General features: G+C 64.3%; 15 protein-coding genes. 13 read left to right on the top strand and 2 right to left on the bottom strand.

Annotated features, from left to right (window positions below; genetic code table 11):
* The first annotated feature begins 32 nt into the window (after positions 1-32).
* The 5 genes from NP503_RS11210 to NP503_RS11190 all read left to right on the top strand — a co-directional run bounded on the left by NP503_RS11210 (position 33) and on the right by NP503_RS11190 (position 5640).
* Positions 33-1226 carry a cytochrome P450 gene (locus NP503_RS11210; RefSeq protein WP_127266747.1) on the top strand — a complete coding sequence of 398 codons (1194 nt, stop codon included), beginning with the start codon at positions 33-35 and terminating at the stop codon, positions 1224-1226.
* The gene (locus tag NP503_RS11205; protein WP_127266746.1) at positions 1223-2710 is read left to right on the top strand and encodes an aldehyde dehydrogenase; all 1488 of its coding nucleotides are present in this window, start codon (positions 1223-1225) and stop codon (positions 2708-2710) included. Before NP503_RS11210 ends, NP503_RS11205 begins: the two co-directional genes overlap by 4 nt.
* Positions 2711-2962: 252 nt before the next feature.
* On the top strand, positions 2963-3817 hold the full coding sequence (locus NP503_RS11200; RefSeq protein ID WP_127266745.1) for a MetQ/NlpA family lipoprotein: 855 nt from the start codon (positions 2963-2965) through the stop codon (positions 3815-3817).
* Between the two features lie 88 nt (positions 3818-3905).
* The gene (locus NP503_RS11195) at positions 3906-5003 is read left to right on the top strand and encodes a methionine ABC transporter ATP-binding protein (RefSeq protein WP_127266744.1); all 1098 of its coding nucleotides are present in this window, start codon (positions 3906-3908) and stop codon (positions 5001-5003) included.
* Positions 4984-5640, top strand: a complete 657-nt coding sequence (locus NP503_RS11190; RefSeq protein WP_127266743.1) for a methionine ABC transporter permease — start codon at positions 4984-4986, stop codon at positions 5638-5640. The genes NP503_RS11195 and NP503_RS11190 overlap by 20 nt, the downstream gene beginning before the upstream one ends.
* A 75-nt stretch (positions 5641-5715) precedes the next feature.
* Here the strand turns inward: NP503_RS11190 and NP503_RS11185 are convergent, their stop codons facing one another.
* Both NP503_RS11185 and NP503_RS11180 read right to left on the bottom strand, forming a co-directional pair.
* A complete protein-coding gene (locus NP503_RS11185) occupies positions 5716-6225 on the bottom strand; it encodes a flavin reductase (protein ID WP_127268203.1) in 510 nt (169 codons plus the stop codon).
* A 5-nt stretch (positions 6226-6230) separates the two neighbouring features.
* The gene (locus tag NP503_RS11180; protein ID WP_127268204.1) at positions 6231-7775 is read right to left on the bottom strand and encodes a 4-hydroxyphenylacetate 3-hydroxylase N-terminal domain-containing protein; all 1545 of its coding nucleotides are present in this window, start codon (positions 7773-7775) and stop codon (positions 6231-6233) included.
* Between the two features lie 92 nt (positions 7776-7867).
* On the opposite strand from NP503_RS11180, the gene NP503_RS11175 reads away from it, so the two are divergent.
* The 8 genes from NP503_RS11175 (at position 7868) to NP503_RS11140 (ending at position 15696) form a co-directional block, all read left to right on the top strand.
* A complete protein-coding gene (locus NP503_RS11175; protein ID WP_023810826.1) occupies positions 7868-8737 on the top strand; it encodes a helix-turn-helix domain-containing protein in 870 nt (289 codons plus the stop codon).
* A 206-nt stretch (positions 8738-8943) separates the two neighbouring features.
* Positions 8944-9396 (top strand): hypothetical protein, encoded by a 453-nt coding sequence (locus NP503_RS11170; RefSeq protein ID WP_236383081.1) that lies wholly within the window; start codon positions 8944-8946, stop codon positions 9394-9396.
* A gap of 176 nt (positions 9397-9572) precedes the next feature.
* Positions 9573-10667 (top strand): transporter substrate-binding protein, encoded by a 1095-nt coding sequence (locus NP503_RS11165; protein ID WP_127268206.1) that lies wholly within the window; start codon positions 9573-9575, stop codon positions 10665-10667.
* On the top strand, positions 10664-11281 hold the full coding sequence (locus NP503_RS11160) for an ANTAR domain-containing response regulator (protein ID WP_127268207.1): 618 nt from the start codon (positions 10664-10666) through the stop codon (positions 11279-11281). The genes NP503_RS11165 and NP503_RS11160 overlap by 4 nt, the downstream gene beginning before the upstream one ends.
* Before the next feature lie 19 nt (positions 11282-11300).
* Positions 11301-12167, top strand: coding sequence for an ABC transporter permease (locus NP503_RS11155; protein ID WP_127387289.1), 867 nt, complete (start codon positions 11301-11303; stop codon positions 12165-12167).
* Positions 12164-13084, top strand: a complete 921-nt coding sequence (locus NP503_RS11150; protein ID WP_127268209.1) for an ABC transporter permease — start codon at positions 12164-12166, stop codon at positions 13082-13084. The genes NP503_RS11155 and NP503_RS11150 overlap by 4 nt, the downstream gene beginning before the upstream one ends.
* An 82-nt stretch (positions 13085-13166) precedes the next feature.
* Complete coding sequence (locus NP503_RS11145) at positions 13167-14762, top strand: ABC transporter substrate-binding protein (protein WP_372958883.1); 1596 nt, start codon at positions 13167-13169, stop codon at positions 14760-14762.
* Positions 14752-15696 carry an acetamidase/formamidase family protein gene (locus tag NP503_RS11140; RefSeq protein ID WP_127267604.1) on the top strand — a complete coding sequence of 315 codons (945 nt, stop codon included), beginning with the start codon at positions 14752-14754 and terminating at the stop codon, positions 15694-15696. The genes NP503_RS11145 and NP503_RS11140 overlap by 11 nt, the downstream gene beginning before the upstream one ends.
* Positions 15697-15714: the final 18 nt, after the last annotated feature.

Genomic DNA, 15714 nt, shown 5'->3' with positions numbered 1-15714 from the left:
GCCGCCCTTACACCACAAGGGGAGTGGCGGATTTGAGCTTTGCCGAAAATATCACCGTTGAGGCTTTGGAAGCCGATCCCTACCCGATCTATGCAGAGCTCAGGCGCAGTGCGCCTGTCGCTTTCGTGCCGGCGGTCAACCTGTGGTTCGTCACCCGCTGGAAGGATGTCGAGAGCGTCGCCAAGTCGCCCGACATCTTCTCCGCCGTCGTCGGCTCATCGCCGGTCGAGCGCTCCTTCGGCAAGCCCACCATCCTGACCACCGATGGCGAAACGCATAAACAGCTGCGACAGGGCGTCGATCCGAAATACCGGCCGCGCACCGTTGCCGCCTATGCCGGCGACCTCGTGCGGTCGATTGCCGAACCTCTTCTCGACCGGATCGCCAACCAGGGCTCCGCCGAGCTGATGGCCGATTATTTCGAACCGGTGTCGACGCTCAGCCTGGCGCGCTCGCTCGGCCTTGCCGACATTGACATGCCGACGCTGCGCCGCTGGTTCTATGGCCTTGCCCAGGGCGCCATCAATTTCGAGAACGACCCGAAGCGGCAGGAGATCGCCGACGCGATCAGTGCCGAGGTCGGCGACGCCATCCTGCCGACGCTGGAAAGACTTGCGCGCCAGCCAGATGACTCGGCGCTGTCGCATATGCTGCACGATGGCATGCCGGAGGGCACGACGCGGCCGATCGATTTTTTGATGCCGAGCATCAAGGTCATCCTGCTTGGCGGCATGCAGGAGCCCGGACATGGCGCCGGCTCGATCCTGGCCGGTCTGCTGGCCCATCCCGAACAGATGCGGCAGGTGCTCGCCGATCCCGAGACCTTCGTGCCGAAGGCGGTCGACGAGGGCCTGCGCTGGGTGGCGCCGATCGGCACGCAGACGCGGCAGACGACACGGGCGGTCGAGCTTGGCGGCGTGACGATTCCAGCCGGTGCCGCGGTTGCCGCACTTGTCTCCTCGGCAAGCCGTGACGAGAGCCGCTTTGCCGATCCAGACCGCTTCGACATCAACCGCGACGAAGGCAACCATGCCGCTTTCGGCTTCGGCCATCATTTCTGTTCGGGCCGGTTTTTCGCACGCGAGCAGATGTGCCTTGCGGTGAGGCTGTTGCTCCTGCGCTTCCCCGATCTCAGCCTTGTGCCTGGCAAGGAGCCGGTGTTTCGCGGCTGGGAATTCCGCGCGCCAACCACATTGCATGTTTGCCTGGGAGTCCGTCACCCATGATCAGTCAGAATGCCATCGACACGCTGCGCAGGACGGAGATCGGCGCACGGGGCCTGTTCATCGATGGCGTGCAGATCGAGGCAACAAGCGGCGCAAGCCTGCCGGTGACGTCGCCGATCGACGGCCGGCCGTTCGCCAGCATCGCCGACGGCAACGCCGCCGATATCGACCGCGCCGTGAAGTCGGCGCGCAAGGCGTTCGAGAAGGGCTCGTGGTCGCGATCAGCGCCAGCCTTTCGCAAGAAGGTGCTGACGAAATTCGCCGAGCTGGTCGAAAAGCATGCCGACGAGCTCGCCGTGCTCGGCGTGCGCGACAATGGCACCGAGATCGGCATGGCCTACAAGGCCGAACCGCTCTCGGCCGCCGGCACCATCCGCTACTATGCCGAGGCGATCGACAAGGTCTACGGCGAGATCGCGCCAACGGCCGACAATGTGCTCGGACTGATCCACAAGGAGCCGCTCGGCGTCGTCGGCGTCATCGTGCCGTGGAACTTTCCGCTGATGATCGGCGCCTGGAAGATCGCGCCCGCACTTGCCGCCGGCAATTGCGTGGTGGTCAAGCCGCCGGAGATCGCTTCGCTGACGCTGCTGCAGCTGGCCGAATTGGCAAGCGAGGCCGGACTTCCCGCCGGTGTGCTCAATGTCGTCACCGGCCGTGGCGCGGTCACCGGCGAAGCGCTCGGCCTGCATATGGATGTCGACGCCATCGCCTTCACCGGCTCGGGGCCGGTCGGCCGACGGCTGCTCGAATATTCCGCTCGCTCCAATCTGAAGCGCGTCTTCCTCGAACTCGGCGGCAAGTCGCCCAACATCGTCTTTGCCGATGCTCCCGACCTGAAACAGGCGGCGGTCGTCTCGGCCAACGGCATTTTTCGCAATTCCGGCCAGGTCTGCGTCGCCGGCTCGCGGCTTCTGGTCCAGTCAGCGGTCTATGATCGGTTCATGGACGAACTTGTCGCGGCAACCACGCGGCTCAAAGTCGGCGATCCGCTCGATCTCACCAGCGATGTCGGCGCCGTGTCGAGCGCCGAGCAACTGAACAAGAATCTCGGTTTCGTCGCCAGAGCCACCGAAGAAGGCGCCCAGCTGGTCACCGGTGGCGAGCGGATTCTGACCGAGACCGGCGGCAGCTACATGGCGCCGACGATCTTCGAGAATGTCACGCAAGACATGCAGCTTGCGCGCGAGGAGGTGTTCGGGCCAGTGCTCGGCGTCATGCGCTTCGAGACCGAGGAGGAGGCGGTGCGGCTTGCCAATTCGACCGTCTACGGGCTCGCCTCGGCGGTGTGGACCGCCAACCTCTCCACAGCACACCGCATGGTGCGCGCCATCAATGCCGGCGTCGTCCACGTCAACACCTATGGCGGCGCCGACATCACCGTGCCGCTCGGCGGCGTCAAACAGTCCGGTTTCGGCCGCGACAAGTCGCTTCACGCGCTGGAGAAATATTTGGAACTGAAGACGGCGTGGATCGCGCTTTGAGCCTGGCGTCAGCGCCGGTTTTTCCGAGAGTCCGATCTTACTTCCGAAGCGCAGCGGATCGCATCGTAGCCCGCGGCGATCGATTCAATGGCGTCTCGTTCTCACTCACCCGAAAATTTTGAGAGAATATTCCCGGCTTTGGCGAGAACGGCGAAAGGCGTTCTTTGATAAACTTGATAGAATTTCTGAGGATGTGACCAAGGCTAGGCAATCCGCCTCGCTGCCATGACTTCACAACCACAGAGATCAATCATGTCCGACTTCAAGAACACTTTGCCATCTTCCCCGGGGTCAACCGTCAACCGGCGCAGTGGCCTTGCTCTGCTGTTCGCCTCGGCCGTGGCGATCGGCAGCCTGATGGCGCCCGGCGCATCGTTCGCCGAGGACAAAAAGGCGATCAAGGTGGGTATCATCAGCGGTGAGGACGAGGATGTCTGGCGAGTCGTCGTCGCCCAGGCCGCCGAAAAGGGCCTCTCCATCGAAACCGTGGTGTTCAACGACTACACCCAGCCCAATGAGGCGCTGGAGCGCGGCGAAATCGACGCCAACGCCTTCCAGCACCAGCCCTATCTCGACAACCAGATCAAGACTCAAGGGTATCATATCGTGCGCGTCGGCTATACCGGCGTGTGGCCGATCGGCCTCTACTCCAAGAAGTACAAAGCAGTCGCCGACCTGCCCGAGGGCGCGGTCGTCGGCGTGCCGAACGATCCATCCAATGAAGGCCGGGCGCTGCGCGTGCTGCAGAACGAGGGCGTGATCAAATTGAAGGACGGCACCGGCATTCTCGCCGCCACCGTCGACATCGCCGAGAACGCGAAGAAGGTGGTGATCAAGGAACTGGACGCCGGCATTGTCGGCCGCTCGGTCGAGGATCTCGACGCGGCCGTGGTCAACACCGACTGGGCGCTGAAAAGCGGCCTGACGCCGGAAAACCGCATCGCGCAGGAGCCGATCGCCGACAATCCCTACCGCAACTTCATCGCGGTGAAGGCCGGTAACGAGAACGAGGCCTGGGTGAAGACGCTGGTCGCCTCCTATCAGAACGAGGCGGTGAAGGCCGAGTTCGACAAGGTCTACAAGGGCACCGGCCTCAGCGCCTATTGATCCGGTCGACCGGAAGCCCGGTTCGATAGCAACAGCGGTCCGCGCTCAGGCGCGGGCCGCGATTGCGTTTTCGGGAACAGGAACATTCATGAACCAGCATATCACGGCATCCGGAGAAACCGCCGATCCGATCCATGCCCGGCCCGACGCGTCTCAGGACGTCGTGCGCCTCGTCGAGCTGAAGCGCCGCTTCGGTGCGACAGCGGCGCTCGACGGCATCTCGCTGACCGTGCGCAAGGGCGAGATCCTCGGTATCATCGGCCGCAGCGGCGCCGGCAAGTCGACGCTGATCCGCTGCCTGAACGGGCTGGAGCGTCCTGACTCCGGCGAAGTTTTCATCGAAGGCCGAGAGATCAGCCGGCTCGGCGAGCGCGACCTGCAGCCGCTACGGCGGCGCATCGGCATGATCTTCCAGCATTTCAACCTGCTGTCGGCCAAGACCGTCGAAGACAATGTGGCGCTGCCGCTCAAGATCGAGGGCCGCCCGAAGGCCGAGCGACTGAAGCGCGCCGCCGAACTGCTCGACCTCGTCGGCCTGTCCGAGAAGGCAAAAGCCTATCCGGCGTCACTGTCGGGCGGCCAGAAGCAGCGTGTCGGCATCGCCCGGGCGCTGGCAGCACGCCCGGCGCTGCTCTTGTCGGACGAAGCCACCTCGGCGCTCGATCCGGAAACAACGCGCTCCATCCTCGCCCTTCTCAAGGACATCAACCGGCAGCTTGGGCTGACCATCCTTCTGATCACCCATGAGATGGAGGTGGTCCGCTCGATCGCCGACCGCGTTGCGGTGATCGACGCCGGGCGCATCGTCGAGCAAGGGCCGGTCTGGTCGGTGTTTGCCGACCCACAATCAGACATCACCAAAAGCCTGCTCGGCGCCATCCGGCCACAGCTGCCAGCCGAACTGGCGGCCCGGCTGCTGCCGGCGGCCGGCGCGGAGACGATCCTGCGCGTCGACGTGGCCGGTGATGCGGCACGCGGCCCGTTGCTGTCCGACCTTGCCACGGCTGTTCCAGGCGCCTTCCGCCTCATCCACGGCGGCATCGACCATATCCAGCAACAGCCCGTCGGCACGCTGTTCCTGTCTGTTCCCGGCAGCGATGCAAATCATCTCGCTGACATCATCACATTCCTGAAGACCCGCCAGGCGCGGGTGGAGGTGCTTGGCCATGTCGCCGATCCTGTTTGAACTTCTGCTGCGTTCGATTTGGGAAACCGTCCTGATGACAGCCGCCTCCGGCCTCATCTCGCTGGTCTTCGGCCTGCCGCTCGGCCTGGCACTGATCGCCACCGAACGCGGCGGGATTGCCGAAAGCCTGTGGGTGAACCGGGCGCTCGGCGCCGTCATCAACGGCTTCCGTTCGGTGCCCTTCATCATCCTTCTGGTGGCACTGATCCCGGTGACGCGGCTGATCGTCGGCACCTCGATCGGCACATGGGCAGCCATCGTGCCGCTGTCGATCGCCGCCACGCCCTATTACGCGCGCATTGCCGAAGTGTCGTTGCGTGAGGTCGACCGTGGCTTGATCGAGGCGGCGCGCGCCATGGGCGGCAACCGCTGGACGATCATCCGCGAGGTGCTGGTGCCGGAAGCCCTGCCCGGCATCGTCGCCGGCTTCACGGTGACGCTGGTGACGCTGATCGGTGCCTCGGCCATGGCCGGCGCCATCGGCGCCGGCGGCCTCGGCGACCTCGCCATCCGCTACGGCTATCAACGATTTGAGACGTCCGTCATGATCGCGGTGGTCATCGTGCTGATCATCCTGGTCTGCGGCATCCAGTGGGCGGGGGACCGGCTGGTGGCGAGGCTGGATCGGCGGGGGTGAAAGACTGGCTGACGGCACGGCCGCGTACGGGATAGGCGGAGGCCTCCCCGCCACCAAACCGTCTGACGCCCGGCCTCACCCGCCAAAGCTGCCCAGCCGCGTCGGCTGCGTATAGCTGCGGTCGACATAGAGCAGGGCCGAGCCGCCGCTGCCGTGCCGGACATCGATGACGCGGCCGATCATGACATTGTGCGTGCCGACGACATGCACAGTCTCAATCTCGCAATCGAAATTGACGATCGCATCCGACAACGCCGGCGTGCCGGAGGTCAGCGTCTGCCAGCGCGCCGAGGCGTAGCGTGCCTCCATGTCCCTGGTCGCGCCGGCGAATTTTCCCGCCAGATGCATGTGGTCATGCATCAGCACGTTGACGCAGAAGCGCTGGTTGGACAGAAACATGGCGGCCTGCGTCGAGCGCCCGTTCATGCAGACCAGCAGCGTCGGCGGCTCGTCGGAGACGCTGCACATGGCGGTGGCGGTGAAGCCGCCGCGTCCTGCCGGCCCATCGGTGGTGACGATGTTGACCGGCGCGCAGACCCTCGCCATGGCGTCGCGGAAATCGGTTTTCGAAATCTGCGTGGCCATCTAATTCACTCGGCCGTTGAGACAAGCGGATTGAACCAGGTATCGCCCGTCCAGCCATTCTCGTCATAGTCGGCCATGCAGGTGTCGACGAGCTCTTCCATCGCCTTCAGCCGCCCGCCGCGTTCAGCTCCTTTCAGCACCTGCAGCCGCACCTCTTCCGGCGCGCCGGCATAGTTGAGCTCGTAGAGCGCGTGGCGGCCGCCGAACTCGGTGCCGGTCGCGTCCCACAAAAGCTTCATGATCTTGATGCGCTCGATGTGGCCCATGTCGTTGGAGCCACGCACATATTGCGCCAGATACTTGTCGATCTCGGGGTTGTTGAAGTCGCGCACCGACGACGGCAGGTAGATCAGCCCGGACGCGATCACCCGGCGCACGGTGTCGATGACACGCGGATAGGCTTCCGACATGAAGGTGCGGTAGGCGAGCGCGGCTTCCAGATTGGGCAGCACCGCGCCATTCGCCCACGGGATCGGGTTGTAGGCCATGGCGTTGGAAAAGCTCCAGAACATGTGCCTGAGCGCGATGACCTCGCCCAGTGCCGCCTGGTTGCCGCGGAAAGCATCGCCGCCCGTGGCGCGCAGCGCCTTGGCCAGCAGGCCGGCGAGGAAGTCGAGCTTGACGGCGAAACGCGTGCAGCCCTGGAAGCAGTAGCCATGCATGAAGCCGGATGCCGGGTGGAAGGACAGGATCTTCTGCGCATCGCGCAGCACCAGCACGTCCTCCCAGGGGATGAAGACATTGTCGAGCACCAGGATCGCATCGTTCTCGTCGAAGCGCGACGACAGCGGATAGTCGAAGGGCGCCGCCACCGTGTTGGCCGTCTGCTCGTAGGAGACGCGGCAGAACATCTTTATCCCCGGTGCATTCATCGGCACGATGAACATCACCGACAGCGACGGATCCTCAGTGATCGTCGCCGAGCCCTGCGCCAGGAAATTGTAGTGGGTCAGCGCCGAGGACGTCGCCACCACCTTGGCGCCGGAGACATAGATGCCGGCATCCGTCTCCTTGGTGATGTGGACGAAGACGTCCTTCACCTGTTCGGCCGGCTTGTGGCGGTCGATCGGCGGATTGACGATGGCATGGTTCATGAACAGTGCGGCTTCCTGCGCACGTTTGTGCCAGGACAGAGCATTGTCCCTGAACGGCCCGTACCAGTCGGCATTGGCGCCGAGCGTGTTCATCAGCGCCGCCTTGTAGTCGGGCGTGCGCCCCATCCAGCCATAGGACATGCGCGACCACTCGGCGATCGCCGTCTGCTGGGTAACAAGCTCAGCCGAGGATTTGGCGACCCGGAAATATTTGTGGGTGTAGCCGCCCGAGCCGGTGTCGGTCGGCGAGGTCAGCGTGTCCCGCCGCAGGGGATCATGCAGCGCATCGTAGAGGCGCGCCAGCGACCGCGCCGAATTGCGCATCGACGGGTGCGTGGTGACATCGGCAATGCGTTCGCCGTATATATAGACCTCGCGGCCGTCGCGCAGGCTCTCCAGATACTCAGCCCCGGTGAACGGCCGTGCCTTATCAGTGCGGAAGTCTTCTGATCGCATGATGGTCCTCCTCTTGAGTCGCAACACTAGCGCCTTGGGCATGCTTCGGTTATGGACGGAACGGCAAAACCGATTGGACTTTTTCAGGCGCCATGAGCCAGAATTCCATCCCCGACTTCTTCGTCTATGGCGAGCCGGTGAGGCCGCTCGATGTCGGTTTCCTGCATGTCGAGACGGTGCTTGCGCGCAGCAATATCCATCTTGGTCAGGTTGCGGCGCACAAGCATCCGCAGATGGGCCAGATCACCTACTGGACCAGCGGCTCCGGCACCTACCGTATCGAAGACCGATCCTGGGACTTTTCGGCGCCTGCCGTCAGCTTCGTGCCGAGCGCTGTCGTGCATGGCTTCTCGATCGGACCCGGCACCGACGCCATCGTCGTCTCGGTCGCCGACGGCGCGCTCGCGGCCATCGCCGCTCACAGCCTGCTGCCGCTGGACAGGCCGGTCTTTGCCGACGGTCTGCCACGACACGCGGCGTGGGCGAGACTGGCGGCGGTGCTGGAGATGATCGCCGCCGAATATGCCGAGGCGCAAGCCGGCAATGACAGGGTCCTGCCGGCGCTGATCGCCGTCGCACTCTCCCACATTGCGCGCCTGAGCCCCGGCGTGACCGCCTCCGCTGCCTCTTCCGATGCTTCGCTGGCGCGGGGCCTGCGCCGGCTCGCCGACACGCATTTCCGCGACAACTGGCCGGTCGATCGCTACGTCGAGGCGCTGGCCACCACGCCGCATCTTCTCGACAAGGCTGCCCATGCTGTGCTGGGCGCCGGCGTCAAGCGGGTCGTCAGCGAAAGGCGGCTGCTGGAGGCCAAGCGTCTGCTGCTGTTTACCGTACGCACGGTGGAGGACATCGCCTACGAGATCGGCTTCGACGACCCGGCGTATTTTTCACGGTTCTTTCGCGCGCGGGTCGGCGAAGCGCCCGCCGCCTGGCGCCGGAAGCACTTGCAGGGCCATTAGTCCTGCGTGAGATGCAGACCCGTGATGCGCAATCCTCGATGTTGCAGCCACAGCCACTTTTTCGTGAAGCTGAACGGGTTGATCCCTTCGCCTGTCTGCCTAGGTAGAAAGGAGCGGCGGGCGCCACGCAAATCTGACATCGGGCCAATCTGACAGTCGGCATGATATTTTCCTGCATTCAAAAGCTTGCCCTCGCTGTTCTCTGTGTGGGAATCCAGTCTTCCTGCGTCGTTCCCGACGATACGTCGCGTATCGCCAAGGTTGATCCAACGGCGGCGGCCGCCCGCAAGGAGATGGTCGGCCTCAGCGAAGCCGATGTTCGAATGTGCGCCGGGTTTCCGACCGCCACCGCCAACGCCGGCCGATCGGGCCAGATCTGGACCTACAAGCGCATCGTCCAGCGCGGCAATCTCAGCATTGTGGTTCCGACTCTAGCGGTAGGCGCGATCCCGGCGGTCGGCGGCTCCGTCAATGTCGCTCCCGGCGGTTATTGCGACACGCAAATTCGCATGGTCGACGGCCGCGTCGCCGAAGTTGCCTATGCCGGCGACAACAATTTGCCGAACAGGCGCGACGCGCTTTGTGTCAGCACGGTGGACGCCTGCGTGACCTATGCGCGTCAACACGGTCAGAGGCCGGCGGCCAGATCGGCCAGATAGCCGGCGGCAGCGAAACGGCGATGACGGTCACGCAAATACCGTTGAGGGCTTGACTGACCCGCCGGACAGAATACGCTAGCGCAAAATACCGGCTCTGATCGCCGGGCGGCAAGAATGCCTCGTATGCCTCGCCCTTCCGGCGCTGGCTGCGAGGCATTGTCATTTTGGGGATCTGTTTGAAACGGCATATCGAGATCGGCATCCTGTATTCCCGCTCGGGGAGCTATCAGCTCGTCTCCGATGCGTGCCGCATCGGCGCCATGCGCGCCATCGCCGACATCAACGCCGATCGCAGCTCAGGCATCGAACTGGTGCCGGTCGAGCGCGATCCGCAAAGCAATGCGGACCGTTACGCGACGCTGTGCGAGGATATTTTCAGGACCAGCAGCGCGCGCCATGTCGTCGGCTGCGTCACCTCGTGGAGCCGCAAGGAAACCATTCCGGTGCTCGAGAAGGCGGGCGGCATGCTCTGGTACGCCTGCCCCTATGAGGGCTTCGAGGCCAACGAGCACGTCGTCTACATGCACGCCTGCCCCAACCAGCATCTGGTGCCGCTGATGGCGCATGTCGTGCCGCGTTTCGGCGCCAACGGTTTCCTGCTCGGCTCGAACTACATCTGGGGCTGGGAGATGAACCGCGTCGCCCGCGACCTGATCGCCGATGCCGGCGGCAAGGTGCTGGGCGAACGCTATCTGCGCATCGGCGAGACCGACGTGTCGCGGCTGATCGCGGAGATCCGTGCCACACGGCCGAACTTCATCCTCAACAACCTGATCGGCACCACTTCCTACGCCTTCCTGGCGGCCTATTGCGATCTCGGGAATGAGGATCCTGCCTTCCGCCCGGAAACCTGTCCCGTCATCTCCTGCAACCTCACCGAAGGAGAGTTGCCGGCGATCGGCGTATCCGGGAAAGGGCACCTGTCGGTCGGGCCGTACTTCGCGCCGCGGCCGGCCGCCTTCGCCTCGTCTTTCGAGGCCTCCGCCTATGCCTCCGTGCAGGTGATGGCCGACGTGCTCTCCAGCAATTCCGAAGCCGGTCCGGCGGAATTTTCCAGAGCCTTCGCAGAACGCCGCTTCTCCACCCGGCTCGGGCCGATCGCCATCGACGCGCATTCCCAGCACGCGACGCTGCCGGTGATCATCGGGCGCATCGCGGATGGCTTCTTCGAGGTCGTCAGCCGCGAGGACGAAGTCGCGCCAGACCCGTATCTGTCGCGCTACGACCCGGCAAAAACATTCGGCCGCCCGCGCCTGAGGGTGGTGTCGTGACGAGAACCCCACGCATCCCCAATCTCGGCGGCGCCAGGGCCTTCATCCTGCACCGTCCGCACCCGACGGTGCAGGCGATCACCAGGCAATTGTCGGCCATCGGCCTGATCACGCTGGACTGCTGGCCCGAACTACCGCCCGAGGCGCTGGCGGCCGATTTCGTCTTCTTCGACGCCGATCTCGGCTTCGACGAGCAATTCCCGTGGAAGCCGGGCGAAGCGCCGATGCCGCTGGTGGCGCTGATCGGCTCCGAGGCGCCCGGCCGCATCGAATGGGCATTGTCGCACAAGGCCGACGCCCAACTCTTGAAGCCGGTCGGCAATGCCGGCGTCTACAGCGCACTGCTGATCGCAAGGCAAAGTTTCGAGGCGCGAAAACACCTGGCCAGCGAAATCGCCTCGCTTCGCCAGCGCGTCGCCGAGCGCCAGACCATCGTGCGCGCGGTGACGGCACTGGCGAAAGGCGCCGATGACGGCCGCGCCTATGCGCAGCTTCGCTCGCTGGCGATGAGCTGGCAGATCAGCGTCGAGGATGCCGCGCGGCGGATCGTGGCCATGACAAGTGAAGAAGCAACGGGGGAAGAAGGCGGCGATGACCAGTCCCATCGCGCCTGATCTCACCGCGCCAGGGCGCATGCCGGTCAAGCCGCGCGCCGGCGTCTGGCGCCGGCTGGTCAGGCGCCGTCTGGCACTGCTTGGGCTGGTGATCGTCGCCATTGTCGTTGCCGGCGCCGTGCTGGCGCCATGGCTGACAGGCTACGATCCCAACGAGCAGATGTTCGACGGCCTGACCATCGAGGGCTCGCCCTTGCCGCCGGATGCAAAATTCTGGCTGGGCACCGACCTGCTCGGCCGCGACCTGTTGACCCGCATCCTCTACGGAGCCCGCACCTCGCTGATCATCGGCATCGTCGCCAATGGCGTGGCGCTGTTCATCGGCACGCTGGTCGGTGTTGTTGCTGGCTATTTCCGCGGCTGGATCGGCAGTGCGCTGATGCGCTTCACCGATTTGATGATGGCCTTTCCGGCACTGCTGCTCGCCATTTGCCTGGCGGCGGTGTTCGAGCCGAGCCTGTGGATCGTCGCCATGGTCATCGCGCTGGTCAACTGGGTGCAGACCGCCCGCGTTATTTACACCGAGACCTCTTCGCTCGCCGAACGCGAGTTCATCGACGCCGAGCGCACCATCGGGGCGAGCGCACCGCGCATCCTGTTTCGCCACATCCTGCCGCATCTCCTGCCGACCATCATCGTCTGGGGCACGCTCGGCATTTCGACCACGGTGCTGTTGGAGGCGACGCTCTCCTTCCTCGGCATTGGCGTGCAGCCGCCGACCTCGTCCTGGGGCAACATCATCTTCGAGAACCAGACCTACTTCCAGGCAGCACCCTGGCTGGTGTTCTTCCCCGGTGCGGCGATCCTGGCGCTGGCACTGGCCTTCAACCTGATCGGCGACGCGCTGCGCGACATCCTCGATCCGACGCAAAGGGGCCGGGCATGATCGCCTATCTAGGCCGCCGCCTGATCCAGTCGCTGCTGATCCTGCTCGGCGTCTCGCTGATCACCTTCGCGCTGCTCTATCTCTTGCCGGCCGACCCGGTGCGCCAGATCGCCGGCCGCAGCGCCACGCCGCAGACGGTTGAGAACATCCGCCAGCAGCTCGGCCTCGACCAGCCCTTCATCGTCCAGTACTGGCGCTATCTTACGAAGCTCATCAGCGGCGATCTCGGCCGCTCCTACATCCAGCGCTCCGAAGTCACCGAGCTGATCGTCTCACGGCTGCCGGCAAGCCTGTTGCTGATGGTCGGCGCCATCCTGTGCGAGCTGCTGCTCGGCCTCAGCATGGGCCTGATCGCTGCCGTCAAGCGCGGCACCGGCACCGACCAGACGCTGATGGTCGCCTCCTTCGTCGGCGTCTCGGCACCGCAATTCGTCGTCGGTCTGCTGCTGCTCTACGTCTTTGCCGTGCGGCTCAGCTGGTTCCCGATCGGCGGCTATGGCACCTGGCGTCATCTCGTGCTGCCGTCGCTGACCATGGGCATACTCGGCGCCGGCTGGTACGCCCGCATGATGCGCTCGTCGATGATCGATGTTCTGCGTCAGGATTATGTCCGCACCGCCCGCGCCAAGGGCCTGGCGCGGCGAGCCATCCTTTTCCGCCATGCGCTGCCGAACGCCATCCTGCCGGTCATCGCCATGATCGGCATCGACATCGGCATCTTCATGGGTGGCATCGTCGTCGTCGAAAGCGTGTTCGGCTGGCCTGGCATTGGCCAGCTGGCGTGGCAGGCCATCCAGCGCGTGGACATCCCGATCATCATGGGCGTCACCCTGGTCTCGGCCTTCGCCATCGTGCTCGGCAATCTGCTGGCCGACGTCATCGCGCCCTTCATCGACCCCCGCATCAAGCTCAGATGAAAATGAAAACCAGACAGAGAAAGGGAACATAAAAATGAAAAAGTTTCTCGCTTCCACGGTAGCGGCATCGGCGCTGGCGCTGATGCTCGGCATGACAAGTGTTCGCGCCGAGGACACCGTCGATCCGAACGCCAAGCAGGGCGGCGCCATCACCATCACCTACAAGGACGATGTCGCCACGCTCGATCCGGCGATCGGGTATGACTGGCAGAACTGGTCGATGATCAAGAGCCTGTTCGACGGGCTGATGGATTACGAACCTGGCACCACCAATTTGAAGCCCGACCTTGCCGAGAGCTACGAGATCTCGCCCGACGGGAAGACCTTCACCTTCAAGCTGCGCCATGGCGTGAAATTCCACAATGGCCGCGAGATGACCGCCGACGACGTGAAATATTCGCTCGACCGCGTCACCAATCCCAAGACCCAGAGCCCCGGCGCCGGCTTTTTCGGCTCGATCAAGGGCTATGACGATGTCGCCGCCGGCAAGGCCGGGAGCCTCTCCGGCGTCACCGTCGTCGATCCCTACACGGTCAAGTTCGAGCTGACCCGGCCCGACGCCACTTTCCTGCATGTCATGGCCATCAACTTCTCGCATGTCGTGCCGAAGGAAGAGGTCGAGAAATACGGCGCCGATTTCGGCAAGCATCCGGTCGGCACCGGCGCCTTCAAGCTCGCCGAATGGACACTCGGCCAGCGCATCGTCTTCGAGCGCAATGCGGACTATTGGCACAAGGGCCTGCCGCATCTGGACAAGATCACCTTCGAGATCGGCCAGGAGCCGATCGTGGCGCTGCTGCGCCTGCAGAAGGGCGAGATCGATGTGCCCGGCGACGGCATTCCGCCGGCAAAATTCCAGGAGGTGATGGCCGATCCGGAGCAGAAGGCGCGCGTCGTCGAAGGCGGCCAGCTGCACACCGGCTATGTCACCATGAACACCACCATGGCGCCGTTCGACAATGTGAAGGTGCGTCAGGCGGTCAACATGGCGATCAACAAGGCGCGCATCATCCAGATCATCAACGGCCGCGCTGTGCCGGCCAACCAGCCGCTGCCGCCGTCGATGCCGGGCTACGACAAGGAGTACAAGGGCTATCCCTATGACGTCGCCAAGGCCAAGGCGCTGCTTGCCGAGGCCGGCCATCCCGATGGTTTCGACACGCAATTGTTCGCCATGAACACCGATCCCAACCCGCGCATCGCTCAGGCGATCCAGCAGGATCTGGCGGCGATCGGCATCAAGGCCAGCATCCAGTCGCTGGCTCAGGCAAACGTCATTGCCGCCGGCGGCGACAAGGCCGGCGCACCGATGATCTGGTCCGGCGGCATGGCCTGGATCGCCGACTTCCCGGATCCGTCGAACTTCTACGGCCCGATCCTCGGCTGCGCCGGCGCGGTGCCGGGCGGCTGGAACTGGTCGTGGTACTGCAACAAGGATCTCGAGGCCAAGGCGGCCGAGGCCGACTCGGTGGTCGACCCGGCCAAGGCCGGCGAGCGCGACAAGATGTGGAGCGCCATCTACGACAAGGTGATGGAAGACGCGCCCTGGGCGCCGGTCTTCAACGAGCAGCGCTTCACCATGAAGTCGACGCGCATGGGCGGCGCCGACAACCTCTATGTCGACCCGGTCCATATCCCGATCAACTACGACAATGTGTACGTAAAAGATGTGCAATAACTGCGACTACACCATCCACGGGCGCCAACATCATTTCGGCTGGGACAATTCGTTTGTCCCGGCCGAGCGGGTGGCGCCCGGCTCGACCATCGAGTTCCAGTGCCTCGATTCCTCCGGCGGCCAGTTGCAGGCCGACAGCACGGTCGCCGACGTCGCCAGGCTCGACTTCGCCACCGTCAATCCGGTGACTGGGCCGATCTTCGTCGAGGGCGCCGAGCCGGGCGATGCACTGAAGGTGACGATCGAGATGTTCAAACCATCCGGCTTCGGCTGGACGGCCAACATTCCCGGTTTCGGGCTGCTCGCCGACGACTTCAAGGAGCCGGCGCTGAACATCTGGAAATACGACGCCGTCTCGCTCGAGCCGGCGCTGTTCGGCAAAAATGCGCGTGTGCCGTTGAAAGCCTTCGCCGGCACCATCGGCAACGCGCTGGCGGAAAAGGGCCACCATTCGGTGGTGCCGCCAAGGCGCGTCGGCGGCAATCTCGACATCCGCGATCTCGCCGCCGGCACCACGCTGTACCTGCCGGTGGAAGTGGCGGGCGCACTGTTTTCGGTCGGCGATACCCATGCCGCGCAAGGCGACGGCGAGGTTTGCGGCACGGCGATCGAAAGCCCGATGGACGTCGTGCTCAAGCTCGATCTGGTCAAGGATGCCAGGCTGAAGACGCCGCGCTTCACCACGCCAGGCCCGGTGACGCGCCATCTCGACGCCAAGGGTTATGAGGTGACGACCGGCATCGGCCCGGACCTGATGGCGGGCGCCAGGGAAGCGGTCGCGCAGATGGTCGACCTGCTCGCCGGGAGGTACAAGATCGACCCGGTCGAAGCCTATATGCTGGCCTCTGTGTGCGGCGATCTCAGGATCAGCGAGATCGTCGACATGCCGAACTGGGTGGTGTCGTTCTATTTTCCGCGCTGCGTGTTTGAATGATGTCAAGTCGGCGCTGCA

This window comes from Mesorhizobium sp. SEMIA396, assembly GCF_024518615.1.
Classification (GTDB): Bacteria; Pseudomonadota; Alphaproteobacteria; order Rhizobiales; family Rhizobiaceae; genus Mesorhizobium.
Note: the sequence above shows the minus strand (reverse complement) of the source record. Positions and strands in the feature narration are given on the sequence as shown.